The following is a 23,558-nucleotide window of genomic DNA, read 5'->3' on the forward strand; positions in this document are numbered from 1 at the left end:
TCCCGGTGTCCCTGCAGCCCGCAGATAAGAAGGCGCTGACCATCCTGGCCGCGGTCGGCCTGGTGATGGTCGCGGTCATCGCCATCGCCACCACCCTGCTGGTGCGCGCCCACGACGAGTCCGATCCGAAGATCTCCGTGTCGACGGGGAAGACGTATCTCCAGGTGGCACCGTCGTACTGGTGCAGCCTCCAGATGACCGACTGCCGCCCCGCGGCGCTCAGCAACGAACAGATCGGCGCCCTGCCGGTCACCGCGCTGCCGGTGCCGCTGGATCGGTCGTTGGTGCTGTCGGTGCCCGCCGAGATCGCGACCAAGCCGTGGACGCTGACCGCCCTGTACGCCACCGGCGCGGGAATTCAGCCGGTGACGTGGGTCAAGACCTCGGGCACGTCGTACACCGAGGTGCTCGAATCCACCCCGCGGCGCGTGCTGCTGGGTATCGAGGTGAAGGCGTTCTCGGCCGTCGTCGAGGATGCGCCGGACGGCATCGAATCCGGCCAGGGCAGCATTCCGTTCCGCGGCCACTATGCGGTCGACACCGCGCCGGAGGGTTTCGTGATCACCAACCAGACGGTGCTGCCGGAGGTCCGCGGCACCGCCTGAGGCGGCCGGTGCCGCTAGCGGTCCAGTTCCCGGGTCACCGCGCGGACCACCTCGGAGATGCGGCGGGCGGTCTTGCGATCCGGGTAACGACCGTTGCGCAGGTCCGGCTGCACCTTGCCCTCGAGCAGGGTGATGAGGTCGGCGATCAGACCGTGCAGTTCGTCGGGCGTGTGCCGTTTGGTGGCCGCCCGCTGGGTCTCCCGCACATTGCGGGCGACGCTGGGCGCCGCCTCCAGCACGGTCACGCGCAGGGCCTGCGGCCCCTGGCGACCGGCCGCCATGTCGAACTCCACGCGCTGACCCGGCTTGAGTGACTCCACGTCCGCCGGCAACGCCGAGGAACGGACGTAGACGTCTTCCCCGCCCTCCTGCGACAGGAATCCGAACCCCTTGGCGGGGTCGTACCACTTCACGTGACCGGTCGGCACAGTGCTCACCTTCAAACTGCTCGGAACTGCTCATCAGAATGCGCCCCGCCCCCGCGGCGAATGCTCGCGGAAGACACTGAGGCGCACTTCGCCCGATGGTACGCGTCGGGCTACCGTGGTCCTCATGCAGTCCCAGAAGTCATCATCGCTGCTGCCCGCGGCCGTGATCCTGGTCGTCATCGGATTCATCGCCAGCATCGCGCTGCTGATCCCCGCGGTGCGCGACTCCAACCAGGTGATCGTGACCATCACCTACATCCTCGCGATGGGCGCACCCATCGGGCTGTTTCTCGCGGTCGTCTTCGCGTTGTTCTCCGGACGACGCAGCCGATGACCGCGGAACCGGCCCCGCTCGTCCCCGCCGACGATCCCGGCGCCCTCAAGCGCGCCTACAGCTGTTTCCCGTCGGGCGTCGTCGGCGTCTGCCGCCGCACCGGCTCGGGCGTCGACGTGGGCATGGCCGCGAGTTCATTCGCCACCATCTCCCTCGATCCGCCGCTGGTCTCGGTGGCCGTCCGGCAGGAGTCGGCCACCTGGCCGACCCTGCGCGACGCGGATGAGCTGGGTGTCAGCGTGTTCGCGGCCCACCAGGGCGACCTCGCCCGCCAGCTGGCCGGCCATCCCGATCACCGGTTCGACGGTGTCCGTCCACTGGCCCTCGACAGCGGCGCCCTGTTCATTCCCGGCGCCACCGCCCACCTGGTCTGCACCGTGGCCGGCGAGCTCCCGGCCGGCGACCACACCGTCGTCCTGCTGCAGATCCAGTCGCTGCGGAGCGATCCGACGGCGGAACCGCTGGTCTTTCACGCGAGCACCTTCCGCGCACTGGAGGCTCGGCGCGCACTCGACGACGCGTAGGCCGCCTGGGACGCGTGGTGCGCATCTCAATCTAGTTGTGACCTTAGTCACATAACGGCAAGATAACGAACGGGCTACGGGACGACCATCACTGCCGTGAACTGCGGCAATGCCGATTGCACACGAAAGTGAGCCGTTTGAGCGTGAAAACCCCGATTTCCGACCGGGTGACTTCCCCCAAACCGATTACGTAGTGTTCATTCCGGTCGCCCTCGGGCACCGACAAATAAACATCACCCGGCGGACGCGCCCAACCTCGTTCCGCCGCCGGGTTCACCGAACTATTCAGTTCAGGAACGAGGGCGGGGGACCCACCATCCCACCGGATAACGGCGGACCGTCACCGACGGACCGCCTTGGGGTTAAGTCCAGACCGGATCGCTCCGGAACGGACCGAGCACCTCTCAGCTCGAACCCGACAGCTCACTTCGCAGGCGCGTGGAGAGAGGAAACTCAATCACCCATGGCACGTCACGCTAAGCAGTCGCTCCGCAGCACCAAGACCGTCGCGAAGGTCGCCCTGACCTCCGCAGTCCTCGGCGGCGGCGCCGCACTTCTCGGCGGGGGCAACGCCTCGGCCGCCACCGACGCCGAATGGGATCGCGTCGCGCAGTGCGAGTCCGGCGGCAACTGGTCGATCAACACCGGCAACGGCTACTACGGTGGCCTGCAGTTCAGCCCCAGCACCTGGAGCGGCCACGGCGGCGGCCAGTTCGCCCCGAGCGCCCACCAGGCCAGCAAGGCCGAGCAGATCGTCGTCGCCGAGCGCGTCCTGGCCAGCCAGGGCAAGGGCGCATGGCCGTCCTGCGGTGTCGGCCTGTCCGGCCACAACCCGCGCCAGGCCCCGGGCAAGCCGTCCACCCCGTCGCTGCCGACGCTGAAGGACCGCCAGGCCACCCCGAAGGCCGACGACGCCAAGAGCACCAAGGACGCCATCTCGCAGGCACGTGGCGGCAGCCCCGAACTGCGTTCGGCCGCCGACGCCCTCGCGAAGTCGGGCTACACCCTCGACCAGGGCCAGCTGAACTTGTTCAACGAGAACAAGGGCCTGCTCGGCCTGAACTGAGCCGGCCGCGTCCATTCGTGACGCGCCCCAGCATCGAAGGAACCCCGCACCCGTGGTGCGGGGTTCCTTCGTCTCCCCCGTCACTCCCCTGACGCCCCCGTCCTCCTCCTCCCCCCGCGGGGAGGACCCCCATTCGCGTGTCGCGACCCGTCCTTCGTGTCGCCGTGCTGCAGCGCGGGCGACGTTCGGCACGGGTCGCGACACGGCGGCGAGGGACCGCGGCGAGCGACGGCTGCGGGCCACCCGGGCACGACGAAACCCCGTACCGACCAGCGGTACGGGGTTCGTTCGTGTCAGCGCCGCGTCAGCGGTTGATAACGGTGTTCGATTGAATGAAGGGCAGCTCGCTCGCGGGCACCGGGAAGGGGTTCTCATTGCCGAAGGGCGAGAGTGCACCTGCGAGATGCGCGGTGAACTCGGTGACGGCGTGATCCTCTACCGAAATGTCCGGCCAGCCATTGTCCACGTAAGTCTTCTTCTTAGCCACGGCCTCATTGTGCCATGCGGCCCGACGGAGGGGCACGGGGACCGGCAAACCGCCCGGACCTGTCGCGTCGACCGCGACGGCGCCGTCGGTAGCATTGACCGGATGGAACCGGACAGCCCCCTGCGCGGCCTGGCCGAGACGCTGGCCGACCGCTCCGACGCCGATCTCGCCGACCTGCTGACGCGGCGCAGCGATCTGGCCTCGCCGCCGCTGCGAGGCACGACGATCCTGGCGCAGCGCGCGCTGTCCGCAGCGTCGATCGCCCTGGCCGGCGAGGGGCTGGACCTGGCGACGGTCGCGGTGATCGAGGCCTTCCTCGAGTGCGGCTCCGACACCGCGCGCTCGGACGTGGTGGGACCGGTCACGCGCGATCAACTGGTCTCCGTCCTGGGGCGCCGCCTCAAACGTCCCGCCCTCGACCAACGGCTCGCCGACCTCGTCGCGCAGGGTCTGATCTGGGACTCGGGCGCCGGCACCGCCCGCAAACCGGCGTGGATCGCGGGTATCCACCTGTCGGCCGCGCTCCCCTGGCGCGGCCACCACCTAGTGGGCCCGCTCGCCACCCGTTCGCCCGAACAGATCCACGAGCTGCTCGACGCCCTCGACGAACGCCCGCGCGAGCTGCTGGCGACCCTCGCCTCCGGACCGTCGCTGGGCCGCAGCCGTGACGCCGCACCCGACGCCGACCCCGCGGCACCCGTCCCCCGGCTGATCGGCGACGGTCTACTCGCCCGCATCGACGAGCAGACCGTCGAGCTGGTGCCGATGGTCGGTGTGCTGCTGCGCGGCGAGCCGCCCCTGCTGACCGCCACGCTGGCACCCCCGCCCATGAGCGACGGCCCGGGTCGCTTCGGGCCGGAGGCGATCGACGCCGCCGGCGCCGGCGAAGCCTTGGAACTGATCCGCCACAGCGCGGCGCTGCTCGAGCTGCTCGGCGAGCAGCCCGCCGCGATGCTGAAGTCGGGCGGGCTGGGCATCCGGGAACTGCGGCGCCTGGCCAAGGCCACCGGCCTGCCCGTCGCCCGCATCGGCCTGATCGTGGAGATCCTGTCGGCCCACCGCCTGGTCGATTCCGGTCACCCCGAACCCGAGCCCGCCGGATCCACCGGCGAACCGGTCTTCGCCCCCACCGCGGCCGTGGACGCGTGGGGCCACAGCACCACCGAACGCAAGTGGCACGGGTTGGCGCAGGCCTGGCTCGACCTCCATCGCCGACCGTGGCAGATCGGCGACACCGACCGCGACGGCAACACCCTGGCCGCGCTGTCGAGCGAGCTCTTCGACGCCACCGCTCCCCTCACCCGGCGGCAGGTGCTCGACATGCTGGCCCAGGCGCCGCCCGCCGCGCCGGTGGACGTGGACGCGTTGGCCGCGAACCTGGCCTGGCACCACCCTCGCCATCTGCGCCGGTGGACCCGCCGCTTCGTCGGCGAGACCGTGGCCGAGGCCCGCGAACTCGGCCTGGTGGCCCACGGCGCCTTGACCGCCCCCGGACGCACCCTCCTGAACGCGGGCACCGACGACGATGCGGCCGAGGTCTTGGCCGTCATGCTCACCGCGCTGCCGACGCCGGTGGACCATTTCCTGGTGCAGGCCGACCTGACCGTCATGGTGCCCGGCCCGATGACGCCGGAGCTGACCGAGCAGGTGCAGGCCATCGCCGACCTGGAATCCGGCGGCGCCGCGTCGGTGTACCGCATCAGCGAGGCCAGCCTGCGCCGCGCCTTCGACACCGGGCTGTCCGGCGCGGAGATCACCGCGCTGCTGACCAGCCGTTCCCGCACCCCGGTGCCCCAGTCGCTGACCTATCTCGTCGACGACGTCGCCCGCCGCCACGGCCGGCTGCGGGTGGGTGTGGCCTCGACCTTCGTCCGCTGCGACGATCCGGCACTGCTCACCGCTGTCCTCACCAGCGACGCGGCCGCGGAAGTGGCCTTGCGCGCGTTGGCGCCCACCGTGGCGGTCTCGCCCGCGCCCGTGCGCGACGTGGTCGAGGCCCTGCGGCGCGGCGGCTTCGCGCCGGCCGGCGAGGACTCCACCGGCGCGCTGGTGGACCTGCGCAGTCGCGGTGCCCGGGTACCCAATCGTGCGCGGGCGGCCCGCATGCCCCAGCGCCGCGCACCGGTGGGCCCGGACCAGGCCCGCACCCTCGTGCACCGCCTGCGCGCGGCCGACCGCGCCGACCAGGAGCCGCGCACCTCGATCAAGGCCACCGGCGACACCAACGCGGCCGCACTCATCCAGCTGGCGCTGCGCACCGGGCGGTCGGTGCGGCTGGGCTACGTGGACGCGCAAGGAGCGGCCAGTCGGCACGTGGTGAAGCCGCGCGCGCTGCAGGCCGGCCAACTGATCGGCGCCGCCGACGACGGCTCCGAAGTGACGTTCCTCCTGCACCGGATCAACGGCCTGGAACTGCTGTAGCCCACCCCGGGTGGCCACGGCGCGTCGAACCTGGACAATGGGCATGTGACTGACGGACCCCTCATCGTTCAATCGGACAAGACGGTACTGCTGGAGATCGATCATCCGCAGGCCGGTGCCGCACGCGCCGCGATCGCGCCCTTCGCCGAACTCGAACGCGCGCCCGAGCACGTGCACACCTACCGGGTGACGCCGCTGGCGCTGTGGAACGCGCGGGCCGCCGGGCACGACGCCGAGCAGGTGGTCGACGCCCTGGTCACCTACTCGCGCTATCCGGTGCCGCAGCCGCTCCTGGTCGACGTCGTCGACACCATGGGCCGCTTCGGACGCCTCCAGCTGGCCAAGAATCCGGCGCACGGCCTGGTGCTGATCTCCCTCGATCGCGCGGTGCTCGAAGAGGTGCTGCGCAACAAGAAGGTCGCACCGATGCTCGGCGCGCGGATCGACGACGACACCGTGGTGGTGCATCCGTCCGAACGCGGTCGGCTCAAGCAGGTGCTGCTCAAGATCGGCTGGCCGGCCGAGGACCTGGCCGGCTACGTCGACGGCGAGGCCCACGCGATCGACCTGGCCCAGGACGACTGGGAGCTGCGCGACTACCAGCAGATGGCCGCCGACTCGTTCTGGGCCGGCGGCTCGGGCGTGGTGGTGCTGCCCTGCGGCGCGGGCAAGACGATGGTCGGCGCCGCCGCCATGGCCAAGGCCGGCGCCACCACGTTGATCCTGGTGACCAACACCGTCGCGGGCCGGCAGTGGAAGCGCGAACTGATCGCGCGCACCACGCTGACCGAGGATGAGATCGGCGAGTACTCCGGCGAACGCAAGGAGATCCGCCCCGTCACCATCGCCACCTACCAGGTGATGACGCGCAAAACGAAGGGCGAATACAAGAACCTCGACCTGTTCGACTCCCGCGACTGGGGCCTGATCATCTACGACGAGGTGCACCTGCTGCCGGCACCGGTGTTCCGGATGACCGCCGACCTGCAGTCGCGTCGTCGTCTCGGCCTCACCGCGACCCTGGTGCGCGAGGACGGCCGCGAGGGCGACGTGTTCAGCCTCATCGGCCCCAAGCGGTACGACGCGCCGTGGAAGGATATCGAGGCGCAGGGCTGGATCGCGCCGGCCGACTGCGTGGAGGTCCGGGTGACGATGTCCGACGACGAGCGCCTGCAGTACGCGGTGGCCGAGGCCGACGCCAAGTACAAGCTCTGCTCCACCGCGCACTCCAAGCTGCGCGTGGTGCGCTCGATCCTGGAACAGCACCGGGGCGCGCCGACGCTGGTGATCGGCGCCTACATCGACCAGCTCGAGGAGCTCGGACGCGAGCTGGACGCCCCGGTGATCCAGGGGTCCACGCGCAATGCCGAGCGGGAGAAGCTCTTCGACGCGTTCCGGCGCGGCGAGCTGAACACGCTGGTGGTGTCCAAGGTGGCCAACTTCTCCATCGACCTCCCGGAGGCTTCGGTGGCCGTTCAGGTCTCCGGCACCTTCGGTTCCCGGCAGGAGGAGGCGCAACGCCTGGGCCGTCTGCTGCGCCCCAAGGCCGACGGCGGTCAGGCGCACTTCTACTCGGTGGTCTCGCGGGACAGCCTCGACGCCGACTACGCCGCGCACCGCCAGCGTTTCCTGGCCGAACAGGGTTACGCGTACCGCATCATCGACGCCGGCGACCTTCCGCTGGTCTGAGAGAGGAAACGATGGTCCCCGAACACCCCGCGCGGCTGGTCCGCCGACTGCGACCGTTCGCGGAGACCATCTTCGCGGAGATGTCGGCGCTGGCCGCCGCCCACGAGGCGATCAATCTGGGACAGGGTTTCCCGGACACCGACGGCCCGCCCTCCATGCTCACGGCGGCGCAGGAGGCGATCGCGTCCGGCCACAACCAGTACCCGCCGGGTATCGGGGTGGCCGCCCTGCGCGAGGCCGTCAGCGAGCAGCAGGCCCGTGATTACGGGCTGCACTACGACCCGGACACGCAGGTCCTGGTGACCGTCGGCGCCACCGAGGCGATCGCCGGGGCGATCCTGGGCCTGGTGGAACCTGGTCGCGAAGTGATCATGATCGAGCCCTACTACGACGCCTATGCCGCGACCGTCGCCCTGGCCGGGGCGGTGCGCCGCACCGTTCCGCTGGTGCCCGACGGTGACGGTTTCCGGCTGGATCTGGACGCGTTGCGCGCGGCCTTCACCGCCGACACCGCCGCCGTGGTGGTCAACTCGCCGCACAATCCGACCGGGACCGTCCTGACCGACGACGAGCTGACCGAGATCGCCCGCCTGTGCATCGCGCACGACGTCGTCGCGATCACCGACGAGGTGTACGAGCATCTGGTGTTCGGCGAGCGCAGGCATCGTTCGCTGGCGACGCTGGACGGCATGGCCGAGCGCACCCTGCGCATCTCCAGCGCCGCCAAGACCTTCCACGTGACCGGCTGGAAGGTCGGGTGGATCAGCGGCCCCGCCGAGCTGGTCGCGGCCGCCCGCGGCGCCAAGCAGTACCTCAGCTACGTGGGCAGCGGGCCGTTCCAGCCAGCCGTCGCCGGGGCCCTGCGCACCGAGACGGCGTGGGTCGCCACGCAGACGCGGGATCTGGCCCGACGGCAGGGCGTCCTCTCGGCGGCGCTGGCCGACGCCGGCTTCCGGGTCCACCACACCGACGGCACCTACTTCGTGCTGGCCGACCCCCGCCCGCTCGGCTACACCGACGCCGCGGCGTTCTGCCGGGCCCTGCCCGCGGCCATCGGGGTCGCCGCGGTGCCCGTGAGCGCCTTCGTCGATCCCGCACCGGAGCCGGCCGCCGCGGAATCGCCGTGGGACCACCTGGTCCGGTTCGCCTTCTGCAAGCAGGACGACGTGCTCGCCGAGGCCGCGCGGCGACTGCGCACCCTGGCCGACTGATCCGATCCGGCGTTCGCGTCGCCACCGCACGTACGCTGCGGCCGCGCGCGACGCGTACGTGACCGGCAGGCGCGGACGGGGACGACCGACGCGAACGGGGAGGATCGGGCGCGCTTAGAACGCGCGTTCGATTCGGGGCGTAGGGTGGCGGCATGAGCATCGGCATCCAGGACTCGCTCTTCGATACGCCCGCGACCGGCGCCGCGCCCACGGTGCACCCCCTGGACGGCGCGATCACCCGGCGCCACCTCCCGGCGGACGCCTGGGTGGACCTGCGGCCGGGCTGGCTCACCGGCACCGCGGACCTCTTCGATCACCTGCAGCGGAGCGTCCCGTGGCGGGCCGAACGCGTCCGCATGTACGAGTCCACGGTGCCCGTACCTCGGCTGATGGCCGGCTACCCGGCGGGTGCTCGGCTGCCCGACCCGCTGCTGGCCACGCTGCGCGCCGACTTGACCGCGCATTACCGCCCGACGCTGCCCGAGGGCTTCGTCAGCGCCGGACTGTGCCTGTACCGCGACGGCAACGACAGCGTCGCCTGGCACGGCGACCGGATCGGCCGCGGCGCCTACCGCGACACCCTGGTGGCCATCGTCTCCCTGGGCGCCCCACGCGTCCTGGCCCTGCGGCCGCGCGGCGGCGGGGCCGCGCTGCGATTCACCCTCGGCAGCGGCGATCTGCTGGTGATGGGCGGCAGTTGCCAGCGCACCTGGGATCACGCGGTGCCCAAGGCCCCGGGTGCGGGGCCGCGGATGTCGGTGCAGTTCCGCCCGCCCGGAGTGCTCTGACCCGATCCTGCTCAGACGCCGTAGCTGACCCCGGTGAGTTCCTCGGCCGTGGCCCACAGACGCCCGCGGACGGCCGGGTCGTCGGCCACGCTGCGGTAGCCGGCCACCGCCGGGGCGCCGCGCATGCCGCCCAGGCTGCCGGGCCCGTAGAAGGTGCCGTTGGCCGCGTCCGGTGCGGTGGCCGCGTAGAGCGTCGGCAGGGCGCCGTCGGACGCCGACTGCGCCAGCGGCGTCATGTTGCCGAGCTTCATCACCCAGTCGATCGGCGATTCGGTGCGCGTCTGCAGCTCCGTGGCGGCGTAACCGGGGTGCGCGGCGAGCGAGACGGTCGACGAGCCGGCCTGCCGCAACCGATCGGCCAGCTCCAGCGCCATCATGAGGTCGGCGATCTTGGAATCGCCGTAGGCCACCCAGCGGTTGTACTTGCGGCGCTCCCAGTTCAGGTCGTCGATGTCCAGCCGCGCCACGTTGTGCGCCAGCGACGACAGGGTCACCACGCGGTCGCCGATCCGGTCCAGGATGAGACCGGTGAGGGCGAAGTGCCCCAGGAAGTTGGTGCCGATCTGCATCTCGAAGCCGTCGGCGGTGCGCCCGAGCGGCAGCGCCATCACGCCGGCGTTGTTGACCAGCACGTCGGCGCCCTCGAAACCGTCGGCGAAGGCGCGCACCGAGCCCAGGTCGGCCAGGTCCAGCGCCGCGACCGTCGCATTCGCGCCGATCTCGTCGGCCACCCGCTGCGCCTTCTCCACGTTGCGGCAGGCCAGGACCACGTCCGCGCCGGCGCGTCCGAGCGCCCGAGCGGTCTGCTCACCCAGTCCACTGTTGGCGCCGGTGACGACGATGCGTCGCCCCCGCTGATCGGGCATGTCCGCGATCGACCAACCACTCATCGGCTCTTCTCCTGTGTTCTCGGTATGTCCGGCCCGGCACGTCGTCACCGACCCCGGCGCGACGGCAACTTCATCATTTCCGACAGCACGCTACCCAATGTCGGCGGCTCGGCGCGGTTGGCCAGGGCCGTCGGCACGAAAACTTCCGTGTGGTCCTTGCGTCCCCGCAGCATCACGCGTTCGAGCGGCTGCCAGTGGTGCGCCTCGTCGGGGTCGGCGGCGGCCACCGCGGCGCCGCTGGCATAGATCGGCAACCGCCCTTCCTTGGCCCGATCGGACAGTCGCGCCGCCTCGTTCACCGAGTCGCCGATCACCGTGTACTCGTAGCGGTTCGCCGCCCCGATGTTGCCGGCGAAGACCGTGCCGTAGCCGATGCCCATCCCCCACTCGAGCGGCACCTTCTCGCCCAGGCGATCGCCGAGCTCGCGGGCGGCGGCCAACGCGGCGCCGGCCGCATCCGCCAGGGCGGTGGGCGCGCCGAACACCACGAGGGCGGCATCGCCCTCGAACTTGTTGATCAGCCCGTCGTACTCGGCGACGACCTCGGCGACCACGGAGAAGAAGACGTTGAGCACCGCCGCCGTCTCCTGCGGGTCACGCTGGGAGGCGAACGCGGTGGATCCGGTCAGGTCCACGAAGATCACCGCGACATCGGTATTGGTGCCGACCATTTCGCCGCGGTGCGAGATGGCCAGTTCGGCGACGCGGTCGCCGACGTGCTTGGAGAACAGCGCCCGAATGCGTTCCCGCTCGGCCAGACCGTCGAGCAGGTCGTTCAGCCCGGTCTGCAGAATGCCCAGCTCGGAGGAGTCGTAGACCGCGACCCGACGTCCGAAATCGCCGTCGGAGGCCGCCTCGATCACCTTGCGCATCTCGGTGAGCGGATCGGCGATGGCCCGGCCCACCAGCATCACGATGCTCAGCCCCGAGCTGAGGGCCACCAGCGCCAAGGCCACCGAGGTCCAGTCCAGCGGCCCCGCGGCGGGCGGCAGCCAGCCTGCCCACCGACCGGCGTTGATGGTGATCAGGCCGATCATCGGCACCGCCGCCGAGACACCCCAGACCACCACCATGCGCTCGCGCACGCCGTGCACCACGCGCGCCTCGGACGTCCCGCGCAACGCGAGGATGGCCAGCGGCCGTGTCGCGGTCTCCGCGATCAGATAGGTGAGGCTGCACGAGGTGATGGCGGCCAAGGCGAAGGCGCCGCCGACGATGGCCAGGAAGAAGTCGCTGACGTCGGCGATGAAGGCGTAGGTGCCGAAGCTGACCGCCCACCCGATCAGGTCGGCGCCGACCTGCCGGATCGGGATCCGCGCCACCGCGCGCCGCTGCGCCGGATCGGCGGGAGCACCGGCGATGAACCAGGTGAAGTGGGGGCGCACCATCAGCACGGCGGCCACGGTGCTGGCCGCGGTGCCCACGACGGCGGCGATCAGCATGTCGAAGAAGTCGGGGTGGCTGGCCCCGGAGTCGAGGGTGATCCGCCCGCCGTTGAAGGCCAGCAGCACCAGGGCGAAGGTCTCCAAGCCGATGATCAGCTTGGAGAACACTCCGAAGAGAAAAGCGACGACGGCGGCCCGGTCGACCAGCCGACGGCGTACGTCGCTGTCGAGGGCCTGCCAGTCGGCGGCCAACCATTGCTCCCGTTCCACGGGAGAACCGACCTCACTGAGGATCGACGTGACCCAGTGTCGCGGGCCGAGGGTGTCGAGGCGGTCGGCGAATGCGTGCAGTGCCTTGCGAGAACGCTGAATCGGCACAACACCTCCCGCGACATGGGCAATAGAGTGAGACTACCCAAACGCGGGAGGTGCAGGGCACCGGTCGATCAGGAGCCGGAGAGCACGGCCTCGATCTCGAGCGTGATGGTGATCTTGTCGCCGACGACGCTGCCACCGGTCTCCAGCGGCATCTCGATGTCGATGCCGAAGTCGCGACGGTTGATCACGGTGGTGGCCTCGAAGCCCGCGACCTGACCCGCACCCATGCCGGCGTTGGTGCCGTTGAACTCCAGCTTCAGCTCCACGCTACGGGTGACACCCTTGAGCGTGAAGTCGCCGGTGAGCAGGTAGTCGTCGCCCTTCGGGGTGACCGACGTCGAGACGAAGGTGGCCTTGGGGAATTCCTCGGCGTGGAAGAAGTCGGCGGACCGGATATGCGCGTCACGCTGCTCGTTCTTGGTGGTGATCGAGCCGACCTCGATGACGGCCGAGACCGACGGCGTGCCGTCCTCGGCGATCTCGATGGCACCGGAGAACTCGGTGAATTCGCCGCGCACCTTGGAGACCATCAGGTGGCGCACCGAGAAGCCGACGGACGAGTGGGCCTGGTCGATGGCCCAGGTGCCGGTGGGGATCAGGGGCAGGGCGTTCAGGGTGGCGGTCATGAGGTCTCCTTGGAAAGTTACGTGCTGTGCGGCGGCGTATGCGGGTGGTGCATTCGCCCCGAGGGCCTATCGCGACCCACAGAAGGCACAACCGGACCGGGGTCCGAATTAGTCCCCGACACTCCCGACTGAGACACAGATCACAGCCGCGACTCAGATCTCCTCGGCCGACGAGGCCGGGTCGATGAGAATCTTCGCGTGCACCTCGGGGTCTCCGAGTGCATCGAAGGCCGCGCGCACACCGCCGAGGCCGACCGTTCCGGTGAGCAACGGCCGCGCGTCGATCTTGCGATCGGCCATCAGGTGCAGGGTGGCCCGGAACTCGTCCGGGTTGTAGGCGAAGACGAACCGCAGATCCATCTCCTTGTTCGAGATGAGCGCCGGGCGCACGGTGTCGGGCTCCATGCAGACACCCACCACGACGATGCGCGAGCGGTACGGCATGTCGGTGCACAGCCGATCGATCATGCCGGGCACACCGACACACTCGAACACCACCGGCCCCTTGGGCACCTGACCCAGGCGCTCCCCGAGCGCCATCAGCCGCCACCAGGGCAGGCCGGGGATGGTCTGGAGCTTGCGCATCGACTCCAGGGCGAAGTCGATCAGCGCCGGACCGCTGCGAAAGTGCATGCTGCGGTCCCCGAGGGCCGCCGCCAGGTCGTCCACCGTCGGGTCCACCACGACGTCGGCACCGCACTGGGCGGCCAGGCGCCGACGCGCCGGCGACAGGTCGCTGGCCACCACCCGACGGACCCCGCGGGCCTTCAGCATGAGGATCACCGCGAGCCCGATCGGACCGCAGCCCACCACCACCGCCACCTCGCCCCGACCGATCTCGCTGCGCGCGACGGCGTGATAGCCCACCGCCAACGGCTCGGTGAGCGCCGCCAGATCGGAGTCGAGTCCGTCGGGAACGGGCATGGTGACGGCCTCGTCGACCAGCAGGTACTCGGCGAACGCGCCGGGTGCCTTGGCCGACAGCCCGGTCAGCTGGACCTCGCCGTCGGCGCGTCGGAAGGGCAGGGACACCACCCGGGCCCCGACCGGCCACCGCTCGCGGCACCGCGGCCCGTACTCGGCCACCTCGCCGACGAACTCGTGGCCCAGGACCACGTCCTGGTCGGTGCGCATGAAGTCGTCGTAGCCGATCTCGGTCACCAGGTCGGCGGTCTCGTCGGCGTGCACCCGCGCGTGCAGATCGGAGCCGCAGATCCCGGCGCGCAGCACCTTCAGCAGCACCTGCCCGGGCCCCGGCACCGGCCGCTCGACATGCTGAACATCGAACTCGCCCCGGCGGCAGACTGCTGCTTTCATGGCCTACTCCTGTTGATCGCTCGGCTCGCTGTTTTCCGTGGTCTCGGCGTTTTCCGTGGTCTCGGTGTCGTCCTGCTCGGCGGGAGCGTCCTCGAGCGGATCGGCGCGGTGCAGCCAGGCATGGGTGTCATCGCTGCTGCCCGCCCGATCGGTGCCCAGCGCGTTGTTGACGTAGGCGACGGTGAGCGCCGAGTCCGCATCGTCCTGGTAGGCCACCACCAGCGCCGAGGCGAGCGCCGTCTCATCGCTGAGCGTGATCTCGGGCTCGGGCTCCGGTTCGGGCTCGGCTTCCGTCTCGGGCTCGGGTTCGGCGTCGGGTTCCGGTTCGGCCGAGGGCTCGGCGTCGGCCCGATCCGGCCGCTCACCCACGAGCGCGGCGGGCACCGCGGCCGACGGCGTCGGCGAGGCCCCCTCCGCGGTATCGGCCCCGGCTGCCGCCGCGGCGCCGCGGCGACGTCGCCGCCAGGCCAGCACCGCGAGCAGGAGAATCAGCACCAGCAGCACCGCCGCGGCCCCCGCCACCGCGGGCCACCACTTCTGCCACCAGCTCGCGGTCGCGGGCGTCGCGGGGTCGGCAGGGCTCAGGGCGATCCGGGCTTCCTCGGTGGCCGCGGCCGCCGCCATCAACGGCTGCGCGGCGGCGAGGTCGGCGGGCTCGGTGGTCAGGCCGCTGGTCGACGACCACGAGATCAGGGTGCCGCCGGGACCGGCGAACGACGATTCGTCGGCCCGCCCGGTGTAGGCGGTGTCGGAGGTCGGGAAGCCGAACGGGCCGTCGACCCCGCCGGAGGCCAGCCACGCCCGCAGCACGCCCCCGGTGACCAGTGAGGCACGGGTCTGCGGACTCCAGTAGATCGCCGCGGTCCCGGGCTCGCCGAACGTGCTGTATCGACCGCTGCCGGCCTGCTGCTCGTCGCCGGTGGGGAATCCGATCGTCGCCGGTCCGCCGACCGCGCGATAGCGTGCCGCGATCGCCCCGAGGACGGCGTGGGCGCCGCTGCGCGGCGAGTAGTAGACGGTGCCGTTGGCGAAGTTCTGCGCGGCCCCGCCCGGGCGCACGGTGCGCACGTCACCCGTCGGTGCGCCCAGTCGGGCGCTGCGCGCCGGATCGCTCGCGTAGGCGTCGATCGCGGCCTGCGCTTCCGATCGCACGTCGGCGTGCGCGGGCGCCGCCACCGACGACCAGGTCGCGGACATCGCCACGATCAGGGCGAGCACGGCCAGCACGATTCCCGGGCGGCTGATCCGCCCCCGAACCCCGTTCATCAGGAGTGACGCCCTCGCGGACCGGCCTCGCTGTCGTCGTCATCGCTGGACACCGCGTACTTCGGATCCAGCGGACCCTGCACGTCCAGCTCCGGCGAGGTGGCACCGGCCACGCCGTCGGCGGGATGAGCCCCGGTGTGCGCGTCGAGCCACTTGCTGTCGGCTTCCTCGTCCCGCTCCAGGAACTGTGCCTGCGGATCCTGCCCGCCGCGCGCCTGGTGGGTCACGGTGCGCTGCGCGGTCGAATCCTCGATCACGCGCTCCACTTCCCGTTCCACCACCTTGCGGACGAAGACGGGCTTCTCCACGACCACTTCGACGATCTTCTCGACCGGCTTCTCGACGATCTTCTCTATCTCGACGTACACGGGGCGTTCGACGATCTTCTCCACGTCGATGAACACGGGCTTCTCCACCACGCGCTCGACGACCTGGTTGATCTCTCTCTCCACCAGCTTCTCGACCAGGACCGGGTTCTCCACGACCTTCTCGAACTCGCGGGTCACCGGCTTCTCCACCAGCTTCTCCACGATCTCGGGCCGCTCGACGACCTTCTCCACCACGTGTTGGACGTTCTTGTCGATGATCTTCTCCACGACGTTCGGCTTCTCGACGATGCGCTCGACGACGCGGTCGACGGGCGTCTCGACGATCTTCTCCACCACGTTCGGCTTCTCGACGATGCGCTCGACCACGCGGTCGACCGGCGCCTCGACGACCTTCTCCACCACGTTCGGCACCTCGAGAATGCGCTCCACCTCGCGGTCGACCGACTTCTCGATCACCTTGTCCACCACGTTCGGCGTCTCGATGATGCGCTCGATCACGCGGTCGACCGGCTCCTCGATCACCTTCTCGATGATGTTGAGCTTCTCGACGACCTTCTCCACCTCGCGGTCGACGGGCTTGTCGACGACCTTCTCGATGATGTTGGGCACCTCGACGATGCGCTCCACCTCGCGGTCGACCGACTTCTCGATCACCTTCTCCACGACGTTCGGCGTCTCCACGACGCGCTCGATCACATGGTCGACGGGCCGCTCGATCACGTTCTCCACGATGTTGGGGACCTCGACGACCTTGTCCACCTCGCGGTCGACGGACTTCTCGACCAGCTTCTCGATGATGTTGGGCACCTCGATGATGCGCTCCAGCTCGCGGTCGACGGGCTTCTCCACGACCTCCTCGACCACGTTGGGCGTCTCGACCATGCGCTCGACGATGCGGTCGACCGGCTTCTCCACCACCTGCTCGATGATGTTGGGCTTCTCCACCACGCGCTCGACGACCCGGTCGACCGACTGCTCGACGACCTTCTCCACCACGTTGGGCTTCTCGACGATGCGCTCGACGATCTTCTCGACGACGGTCTCGACCGGCTTCTCGACGATCTGCTCGACGAGGACCTCCCGCGGGATCTCCACCAGCTTGATGACCGGCTTCTCCACGACGAGCTCGACGATCTTCTCGACCTCTTTTTCGACCATCTTGTAGACGATCTTCTCCACCGGCACTTCGACGATCTTCTCGACGATCTGCTCCACCGGCTTCTCGACGAGGACCTCGACGATCTTCTCGACCGGCACTTCGACGATCTTCTCGACGATCTGCTCCACCGGGATCTGGACCTCGCGCTCGACGATGGTCACCAGCGGCTTCTCCACGCGCCGTTCGATCGTGACTTCCTTCTCCACGATCTCGTCGCGAATGTCGACGATCAGCTTCTCCACCAGGCGGTCCACTTCCACCGGCGCGTCGACCACCTCGTCGACGACGGTCACGACCAGCTTCTCCACCAGACGCGGCACGTCCACCTCGCGTTCGACGATCTCGTCGACGAAGGTGACCACCAGCTTCTCCACCAGACGGGCCACGTCGACCGGGGTGTCGACCACCTCGTCGATCAGGGTGACCACCGGCTGCTCGACGGCGCGCGGGACGTCGACGGGCTTCTCGGTGATCTGGTCGACGATGGAGACGACCGGCTTCTCCACCATCCGTTGGATGTTGACCGGCTTCTCGGTGAGGTCGTCGACCACCGAGACCACCGGGCGCTCCACCAGCCGCGGTACGTCGACGGGCTTGTCCACCACCTCGTCGACCACGGTGACGATGGGCTTCTCCACCATGCGCGAGACCGGCTTGGGCTTCTCCACCACGTCGTCGAGGACGGTGACGATGGGCTTCTCCACCAGGCGGGTCACCTCGACGGGCTTGTCCACCACGTCGTCGACGATGGTCACGACCGGCTTCTCCACCAGCCGCGACACGTCCACGGGCTTGTCCACCACGTCGTCGACGATGGTCACGACCGGCTTCTCCACCAGCCGCGACACCTCGACGGGCTTGTCCTGGATGTCGTCGCGCACGCTGACCACGGGGCGCTCCACCAGCCGGCGCACCTCGACGGGCTTGTCCTCGACGGAATCGACGATGGTCACCACCGGACGTTCCACCAGGCGGCTGACCGTGGTGGGCTTGTCCACCACCATGTCGACCGTGTCGACCACCAGGCGCTCGACGATGCGTTCCAGGGTCACGGGCTTGTCGACGATCCGCTCGACCGGGTTCTCCACCAGCCGCTCGACGGTGAACTCACGGTCCACCACGGTGTCGACGACCTTCGGACTCGAGTCCGGTTCGGTGCGGTCATTCTTAGCCACAGTGCCTCCCTAGTGCTGGCTGCCGTACACCTGGGGACACCTCCGCGGCGGTTCACCGCCGGTGCGCCCAGTGTGGTTCACGTTGCTCCCGATATTCGGAAGATCTTGCCAGGTAAGGGTACGTGAGCGAGGCAACAGACCAATAATCCCCCGGTGCTGTGCACCGGGGGATTATTGGCTTTCCATGGCGACCCTGACGGGACTCGAACCCGCGACCTCCGCCGTGACAGGGCGGCGCGCTAACCAACTGCGCCACAGGGCCATGTGAAATTCTCTTCTCGTTCGCACGAGAAAACCCCGTGTCACCGGGGCTTACTGCACCGTCGCGAACGACGGGTCTTGCGTGGCCAGAGTCGGGATCGAACCGACGACCTTCCGCTTTTCAGGCGGACGCTCGTACCAACTGAGCTACCTGGCCGGGAGGGCGCCGGACATGCCGACGCCACACCTGGCGACCCTGACGGGACTCGAACCCGCGACCTCCGCCGTGACAGGGCGGCGCGCTAACCAACTGCGCCACAGGGCCTTGTTCAATTGTGCTCACGACTTTCGCCGCAAAGCGTACCCCCTACGGGATTCGAACCCGCGCTACCGCCTTGAAAGGGCGGCGTCCTAGGCCGCTAGACGAAGGGGGCCCGCGTCCCCGTTTTGGGAGCGTGATCAGCGTATGGCACGAGGCCGCGGAATAACAAATCGGCAGGCCAGCACGCATATTGCGACCCGAAAACGACACACGGGCGCGGCCCCTAATACTTGCAATGGCAATAACCAAGTACCGTCTCTATCCATGAACGCCTCCGCACCAGCCGGTCGCCGTCGAGGCCGGCCCCGGCAAGACGAGCTCGCCGCGCGCCAAGCGGCCATGCTCGACGCCGCGGTGACCGTGCTCGTCAAGGACGGATACGGGGGTTTCACGGTCAGTGCCGTCGCCGAATGCGCCGGTACCTCCAAGAGCACGGTGTACTCGTGGTTCGGCAACCGCGAGGGCCTGCTCCACGCGGTGATCACCCGCTCCCAGGAAGCACACAGCGCCAAATTCACGCCGCCGCCTGCCATCGACGACGATCCCCGCGAGGCGCTCATCGGGTTCACCGAGGGCCTGCTGCCTGCGCTGCAGAACGACGTCTCCCTCGCGTTGGCCCGCGCGGCTCTGTCGGACACCCAACTGCGCGCCACCATGCTGTCGACCAGCAACTGGGAGCGCCCGCTACTCACCGAGTTCCTGTCGCAACTGCACCGGTGCGGGCACCTGAAGGTGGACGATCCGGTCGCCGCCGCCAAGGTGCTGCTGGGGCTGCTGCTGCAGGACGATCACCTGCTGGTGCTGCTGGGCGAGCATCCGATGGACCCGGAGAGCGTCGCCGAGCGCGCACGCTTCGCCGTCGACCTCTTCCTGAGCCTCTACGCCCATCCCTGAACGGTCCCAACCCGCCCGTTCGCGACGGCCGAGCACGTTCGCGTCGCGCCCGGGCGACGCGAACGTGGCCGGGCGACGCGAACGACGCCGTAGGACGATGTAGGACGCGGTCGGACGATGTAGGACGAAAACGGGCAGGCCCGACACCGAAAGGTGTCGTGACCTGCCCTTATTCGGTGCCCCCAGCAGGGCTCGAACCTGCGACCTGCGGATTAAAAGTCCGCCGAACCGTCCTGCTCTTTCCGTCAGTAGCGGACGCCGCCTGATGGACGACTACTCACGCGGCGTCATGGCCGGCACGGCAGCAGCGCTCGAGCTCGCAGCCGACCTTGTGCGCAGCGGCCACCCATTCACTGCCGACGAGCTGGAGCGCCTGGCGGACCGGCAGCGCCGTGAGCTACGCGCCGAGCTGGGAGCAGCGCTCGACGCTATGCGGGACGAAAGTCCCGAATATGGCGAACTGCCCGACGCTCGCCGGGCACGCGCAGGACAGTCCCCCTGTGATTCATGAGACTGATGTGACCGTGGGGGCCGTCTCGACACGAGGCCTCGACGACTGGGAACTCTGGCAGACCGCGCAACGCCTCTCGCGCCGCACTATCGACGAGCGCCTCCGCGTCCTCCGACAGCTGCACCGCGAAACCCAGATCCAGCCCCTCACCATCGACGCCGTCGACATCGTCCGGTGGATGGCCTCGCACGACGACTGGTCCGACTCGACCGCCAGCACCTACAGCGCGTACCTGCGCTCCTGGTTCAAGTGGCTTCAGCTCACTGACCGCCGCCTGGACAACCCGATGATCAAGGTCGGGAGCCCGCGGCTGCCCGACCGCGAACCGCGCCCGGTGTCCGACCGCGCGGTGATCACCCTCCTGCAGACCCGCATGCGCGCGAAGACCCGCACGATGATTCTCCTCGCGCTCCTCGCTGGCCTCCGAGTCCACGAGATCGCGAAGATCCGCGGCGAGCACTTCGACCTGCCGGCCGGGCTGTTGTGGGTCCGGGGCAAGGGCCGCAAGCTGAAATCGGTGCCGCTGCACCCCGCCCTCGTCGAGCTGGCTTCCGAGATGCCCGAGTCCGGATACTGGTTCCCGATGCGCGGCTTGCCGTCTGAGCACGTGCTCCCGAAGTCGGTCTCCGACATCGTCGGCCGGACCATGCGCCGCGCCGGCATCCCCGGCACCCCGCACGCGCTGCGTCACTGGTTCGGGAGCACGCTCCTCGACGAGGACGTCGACATCCGCGTTGTGCAAGAGCTGATGCGCCACAAGAGCATCGCCTCCACACAGATCTACACCGCGGTGCCAACGCACCGCCGGCGGGACGCGATCACCCGACTCGATCCGATGCGCGGAGCGAAGCGCCCCGTTTCCGTAGCCGCGTAGCGGAGCATCCCTGGCCCCGCAGCCCTGTTCATCTGATCAGATGACTCCTGCCGTCAGGACTGCCGTCGGCGGCCACACGTTCGTATCGTCATCCGTAAACCACCCCCCAAGGAGTACAGAGAAACTCATGACCCGCATGCTCACGGCCACCGCCACCGCCAGCGCCGCAGCGGCCCTACTGCTTTCCCTCACCGCCTGCGGCGGCGAAGCGAGCGAGAGCACCAAGGAAGTGACGGCCAAGGTGAAGTGTCACTCCGCCATCATGAGGGAAGTCCTCGACACCGACTACGACGACTTCAGCGATACCCGCGTCACCAAGTTCGGCGACGCATGGAAGGTCTCGGGAAGCGTCACCGGCAGGAACGCTTTCGGCGGGCCCGTGCAACAGAGATTCGTCTGCACCGTCGAATGGGACTCGGCAGCCAACGACGCCAAAGTGATCGACACCCAGCTCCTGTAGACCACGAACAGACCACGGGCACACGGGGGCATGTGCCGAGCGGGTGATGACACCCACTTGAACTTTACAGCTCACCCCTGTATAGTCGTAGTTGTAAGGACGACAACAGGAAAGGAGGTGAGGCCAAATGGACAAGACGGATGTGACCCTGATCATCGCGATCGCGGCAACGCTGCTCCAGGCGATCCAGGTCTGGCAGAACCGCCACCGCGACTGACCCGAAGTGCCGGGGGCGTAGACACCGCCCCCGGTCCTCCGGGCCAGCAGGGCCCATCATCCCACCACCAGCACCACCGAATCAACGAAAGGACACCAGACCGATGATTCACGACAAGGGCATTCAAGCCACCATCGGCACCGCCGCGATCCTCGCGATCCTCACGTCTGTCGCCTACAGTCCGGCACTGCTCGCCGTCTGGGCCGCATGGGCCGGAATCGGCGCGTGGGCGACCTACGAGGCACGCCGCCGACATGCCCGCTAACACCCGCCGCTACCTGTCCCAGCGACAGGTAGCGGCACACATCGGCGTCGAGCCGTCCACCCTCAGCCGCTACCGACTCCCTGAACCCGACGTCACGATCGGGCCGGTCAACGACGACGGGACGTTACCGCGCGGCACCGTCCGCGGCTGGCTGCCGGAAACCATCGACGCATGGAACGCCGCCCGTCCTGGACGCGGCGCACGAACCGACCTGACGCGCTGACCATCCCGAAAGTTGCGGCGACAACGCCCAGCACAAACTAGTGTCAGCAACCATGCCCGAACTGGACTACGCCTTCCTCGCCGACTACGCCACCATCACCGACGGGAAGATCACCGCAGTCGGAGCCAGCTTCATCGACATGAAGGTGCCGAGTACGCCGTTCGCGGTATCGCTCTGCGTCGCTGGCCGCGTCCGCGCCGATGAAGGATTCGCACCATTCGACATGGCGCTGTCGTTCGACCTCCCCGGCGATTCCCCCGTATTCACCATCAACGGGACAATCGACTCGTCGATGACCGATCACGTGTACGACGGCAAGTCTGCAGTTCTGTTTTGTATCTCACAGCCGTTGGCGATCCTCGAGCCCGGACTCGTGACCCTCACGATCACCCTCAACGAGGACGTAGTCCGGGTCCTCAAGTTCGAGGTGATCACAGACTGATGGTGCATCTGCAGATCACAGCGCACGCGCGCCGCCAGTGCCAGCGCCGAAAGATCACCGAAGCGGACATCGTCGTCGCACTTCGCGCTTGCCATCTGCACCGCGAAGGAGACAATTCGAACTGGGTACACCAAGCGACGGTAGACGACCGAGAGCTTGGGATCGTGACCGTCGAGAGATCTTGTACAGGTACGCTCACGGTTGTGACCGCGTGGTGGAGAGGAGAGTGACCCCGATGTCCCAGACCAAGGTAGTTGTTGAGGTGGACCGGACCGCTGGCGCCGCTTACGTGACGATCCATGGAGATCGCGAGGTACACCGGACTGCGCAGCTGAACGACAGCATCTTCGTCGACCTCGACCAGTTCAACGTCGTTCTCGGTATCGAAGTGCTGGACCTGCAGATCCAGAAGTTCCCGATCGCCGACCTCTGCAAGAACTTCCACGTCTCGACGGAACAGCGGCAGATCGTTCAGGACAACCTCGACACTATGGTCCAGTTCATGGGCGGAACCACCAAGATCGAGCAGCAGGGCGTTCTGGACACTGCGGACCGACGACAGTTTGCTCGATAAATGACCATGAAAACGCGCCCCCGGCCATGAACATGGCCGGGGGCGCGTTCGTGTGCGGGGCGTCAGCTGGCGATCACACCGAGGCTGAGACTGTTCGTCGCGATGCGGATGATGTCGCCGGCAGTGCCTCCCTTCGCCACGGTCGCCGCGGCGGACCACAGGAAGTTGCCGCCGGTCGCTGCGTCCCAGAACGACACGTGGTTGATCGTTTCGGATCCGGTCAGGGTGAACTCGGGCGCGTTCGACATCGCGATCGTCCCGGCGGCTGCGGCAGCGAACGTGGTGGCGACGCGTGTGGTCTGTGCCGACGCGTTCGCGGTGCCGGCCGCGCCGGGGTTGCCGGTGTGCAGGCGCGCGTAGACAGCGCTCGGCTTGGTGTAGGCGACTCGGCCGGTGGCGTGGTCGAGGAGCGCATTGGCCAGAAAAGTGGAGACTCCAGCAGGCATGATCAGGTTGTCCTTTCGGTGGCGAGGTACACCTGGTGATCGGTTGCCACC

The 23,558-nt window shown here is 68.9% G+C and carries 25 protein-coding genes, 5 tRNA genes and 1 riboswitch; of the genes, 16 read left to right on the plus strand and 14 right to left on the minus strand.

The annotated features are described in order from the left end of the window. Positions 1–5 precede the first annotated feature (5 nt). Complete coding sequence (locus tag ACFFJD_RS06205) at positions 6–605, plus strand: DUF2771 family protein (RefSeq protein WP_382362237.1); 600 nt, start codon at positions 6–8, stop codon at positions 603–605. Positions 606–619: 14 nt separating this feature from the next. Here the strand turns inward: ACFFJD_RS06205 and ACFFJD_RS06210 are convergent, their stop codons facing one another. After that, positions 620–1,033: a cold-shock protein gene (locus ACFFJD_RS06210; RefSeq protein ID WP_382362957.1), complete on the minus strand. Its 414-nt coding sequence runs from the start codon at positions 1,031–1,033 to the stop codon at positions 620–622. 124 nt (positions 1,034–1,157) lie between these two features. Here ACFFJD_RS06210 and ACFFJD_RS06215 point away from each other — a divergent pair, with 124 nt between their 5' ends. The 3 genes from ACFFJD_RS06215 (at position 1,158) to ACFFJD_RS06225 (ending at position 2,957) form a co-directional block, all read left to right on the plus strand. Then, complete coding sequence (locus ACFFJD_RS06215; protein WP_382362239.1) at positions 1,158–1,367, plus strand: hypothetical protein; 210 nt, start codon at positions 1,158–1,160, stop codon at positions 1,365–1,367. Continuing rightward, entirely contained in the window at positions 1,364–1,891 is a 528-nt protein-coding gene (locus tag ACFFJD_RS06220) for a flavin reductase family protein (RefSeq protein ID WP_382362241.1), read from the plus strand. Before ACFFJD_RS06215 ends, ACFFJD_RS06220 begins: the two co-directional genes overlap by 4 nt. 264 nt (positions 1,892–2,155) lie before the next feature. Next, positions 2,156–2,344: riboswitch (cyclic di-AMP (ydaO/yuaA leader) on the plus strand. Between the two features lie 10 nt (positions 2,345–2,354). After that, entirely contained in the window at positions 2,355–2,957 is a 603-nt protein-coding gene (locus tag ACFFJD_RS06225; RefSeq protein WP_382362243.1) for a transglycosylase family protein, read from the plus strand. Between the two features lie 304 nt (positions 2,958–3,261). Here ACFFJD_RS06225 and ACFFJD_RS06230 read toward each other — a convergent pair whose 3' ends face one another. Next, positions 3,262–3,444, minus strand: a complete 183-nt coding sequence (locus tag ACFFJD_RS06230) for a hypothetical protein (RefSeq protein ID WP_382362245.1) — start codon at positions 3,442–3,444, stop codon at positions 3,262–3,264. Between the two features lie 102 nt (positions 3,445–3,546). Between ACFFJD_RS06230 and ACFFJD_RS06235 the strand changes: the two genes are divergently transcribed. From ACFFJD_RS06235 to ACFFJD_RS06250, 4 genes are all read left to right on the plus strand, one after another. Next, positions 3,547–5,865 (plus strand): helicase-associated domain-containing protein, encoded by a 2,319-nt coding sequence (locus ACFFJD_RS06235; protein WP_382362247.1) that lies wholly within the window; start codon positions 3,547–3,549, stop codon positions 5,863–5,865. Positions 5,866–5,910: 45 nt separating this feature from the next. Continuing rightward, complete coding sequence (locus ACFFJD_RS06240) at positions 5,911–7,554, plus strand: DNA repair helicase XPB (RefSeq protein WP_382362249.1); 1,644 nt, start codon at positions 5,911–5,913, stop codon at positions 7,552–7,554. A gap of 11 nt (positions 7,555–7,565) precedes the next feature. After that, positions 7,566–8,765 (plus strand): pyridoxal phosphate-dependent aminotransferase, encoded by a 1,200-nt coding sequence (locus ACFFJD_RS06245; RefSeq protein ID WP_382362251.1) that lies wholly within the window; start codon positions 7,566–7,568, stop codon positions 8,763–8,765. A gap of 152 nt (positions 8,766–8,917) precedes the next feature. Continuing rightward, complete coding sequence (locus ACFFJD_RS06250; RefSeq protein WP_382362253.1) at positions 8,918–9,553, plus strand: alpha-ketoglutarate-dependent dioxygenase AlkB; 636 nt, start codon at positions 8,918–8,920, stop codon at positions 9,551–9,553. A gap of 11 nt (positions 9,554–9,564) precedes the next feature. Here the strand turns inward: ACFFJD_RS06250 and ACFFJD_RS06255 are convergent, their stop codons facing one another. The 10 genes from ACFFJD_RS06255 to ACFFJD_RS06300 all read right to left on the minus strand — a co-directional run bounded on the left by ACFFJD_RS06255 (position 9,565) and on the right by ACFFJD_RS06300 (position 18,713). Further along, on the minus strand, positions 9,565–10,443 hold the full coding sequence (locus tag ACFFJD_RS06255; protein ID WP_382362255.1) for an oxidoreductase: 879 nt from the start codon (positions 10,441–10,443) through the stop codon (positions 9,565–9,567). 44 nt (positions 10,444–10,487) lie between these two features. Further along, a complete protein-coding gene (locus tag ACFFJD_RS06260) occupies positions 10,488–12,206 on the minus strand; it encodes an adenylate/guanylate cyclase domain-containing protein (RefSeq protein WP_382362257.1) in 1,719 nt (572 codons plus the stop codon). 68 nt (positions 12,207–12,274) lie between these two features. Continuing rightward, a complete protein-coding gene (locus tag ACFFJD_RS06265) occupies positions 12,275–12,832 on the minus strand; it encodes a YceI family protein (RefSeq protein WP_382362259.1) in 558 nt (185 codons plus the stop codon). A gap of 153 nt (positions 12,833–12,985) precedes the next feature. Beyond that, complete coding sequence (locus ACFFJD_RS06270; RefSeq protein ID WP_382362261.1) at positions 12,986–14,149, minus strand: zinc-binding dehydrogenase; 1,164 nt, start codon at positions 14,147–14,149, stop codon at positions 12,986–12,988. A 3-nt stretch (positions 14,150–14,152) separates the two neighbouring features. Further along, positions 14,153–15,415, minus strand: a complete 1,263-nt coding sequence (locus ACFFJD_RS06275; RefSeq protein WP_382362263.1) for an LGFP repeat-containing protein — start codon at positions 15,413–15,415, stop codon at positions 14,153–14,155. Beyond that, positions 15,415–18,078, minus strand: coding sequence for a ring-infected erythrocyte surface antigen domain-containing protein (locus tag ACFFJD_RS06280; protein ID WP_382362265.1), 2,664 nt, complete (start codon positions 18,076–18,078; stop codon positions 15,415–15,417). The genes ACFFJD_RS06275 and ACFFJD_RS06280 overlap by 1 nt, the downstream gene beginning before the upstream one ends. Before the next feature lie 185 nt (positions 18,079–18,263). After that, a tRNA-Asp gene (locus ACFFJD_RS06285) sits at positions 18,264–18,340 on the minus strand. Between the two features lie 82 nt (positions 18,341–18,422). Further along, a tRNA-Phe gene (locus ACFFJD_RS06290) sits at positions 18,423–18,496 on the minus strand. A 31-nt stretch (positions 18,497–18,527) separates the two neighbouring features. Next, positions 18,528–18,604, minus strand: a tRNA-Asp gene (locus ACFFJD_RS06295). 36 nt (positions 18,605–18,640) lie between these two features. Beyond that, positions 18,641–18,713: transfer RNA gene (locus ACFFJD_RS06300), tRNA-Glu, on the minus strand. A 152-nt stretch (positions 18,714–18,865) separates the two neighbouring features. Here ACFFJD_RS06300 and ACFFJD_RS06305 point away from each other — a divergent pair. Beyond that, a complete protein-coding gene (locus tag ACFFJD_RS06305) occupies positions 18,866–19,495 on the plus strand; it encodes a TetR/AcrR family transcriptional regulator (RefSeq protein WP_382362267.1) in 630 nt (209 codons plus the stop codon). Between the two features lie 180 nt (positions 19,496–19,675). On the opposite strand, the gene ACFFJD_RS06310 is transcribed toward ACFFJD_RS06305, so the two are convergent. Then, positions 19,676–19,737 (minus strand) — tRNA-Lys (locus ACFFJD_RS06310). Positions 19,738–19,995: 258 nt separating this feature from the next. Here ACFFJD_RS06310 and ACFFJD_RS06315 point away from each other — a divergent pair. The 7 genes from ACFFJD_RS06315 to ACFFJD_RS06345 all read left to right on the plus strand — a co-directional run bounded on the left by ACFFJD_RS06315 (position 19,996) and on the right by ACFFJD_RS06345 (position 23,061). Further along, positions 19,996–20,880: a tyrosine-type recombinase/integrase gene (locus ACFFJD_RS06315; protein WP_382362269.1), complete on the plus strand. Its 885-nt coding sequence runs from the start codon at positions 19,996–19,998 to the stop codon at positions 20,878–20,880. 127 nt (positions 20,881–21,007) lie between these two features. Further along, positions 21,008–21,340, plus strand: coding sequence for a hypothetical protein (locus ACFFJD_RS06320; protein WP_382362271.1), 333 nt, complete (start codon positions 21,008–21,010; stop codon positions 21,338–21,340). Between the two features lie 320 nt (positions 21,341–21,660). Continuing rightward, complete coding sequence (locus tag ACFFJD_RS06325) at positions 21,661–21,822, plus strand: hypothetical protein (RefSeq protein WP_382362273.1); 162 nt, start codon at positions 21,661–21,663, stop codon at positions 21,820–21,822. Continuing rightward, on the plus strand, positions 21,812–22,045 hold the full coding sequence (locus ACFFJD_RS06330) for a helix-turn-helix transcriptional regulator (RefSeq protein WP_382362275.1): 234 nt from the start codon (positions 21,812–21,814) through the stop codon (positions 22,043–22,045). The genes ACFFJD_RS06325 and ACFFJD_RS06330 overlap by 11 nt, the downstream gene beginning before the upstream one ends. Positions 22,046–22,097: 52 nt before the next feature. After that, on the plus strand, positions 22,098–22,487 hold the full coding sequence (locus tag ACFFJD_RS06335; RefSeq protein ID WP_382362277.1) for a DUF6941 family protein: 390 nt from the start codon (positions 22,098–22,100) through the stop codon (positions 22,485–22,487). After that, the gene (locus ACFFJD_RS06340) at positions 22,487–22,717 is read left to right on the plus strand and encodes a DUF4258 domain-containing protein (protein ID WP_382362279.1); all 231 of its coding nucleotides are present in this window, start codon (positions 22,487–22,489) and stop codon (positions 22,715–22,717) included. Before ACFFJD_RS06335 ends, ACFFJD_RS06340 begins: the two co-directional genes overlap by 1 nt. A gap of 5 nt (positions 22,718–22,722) precedes the next feature. Further along, entirely contained in the window at positions 22,723–23,061 is a 339-nt protein-coding gene (locus ACFFJD_RS06345; protein ID WP_382362281.1) for a DUF2283 domain-containing protein, read from the plus strand. A gap of 62 nt (positions 23,062–23,123) precedes the next feature. Here the strand turns inward: ACFFJD_RS06345 and ACFFJD_RS06350 are convergent, their stop codons facing one another. Next, on the minus strand, positions 23,124–23,507 hold the full coding sequence (locus ACFFJD_RS06350; protein WP_382362283.1) for a phage tail fiber protein: 384 nt from the start codon (positions 23,505–23,507) through the stop codon (positions 23,124–23,126). Positions 23,508–23,558: the final 51 nt, after the last annotated feature.

The sequence above is a fragment of the Gordonia phosphorivorans genome (assembly GCF_042432625.1).
Lineage (GTDB): Bacteria > Actinomycetota > Actinomycetes > Mycobacteriales > Mycobacteriaceae > Gordonia > Gordonia phosphorivorans.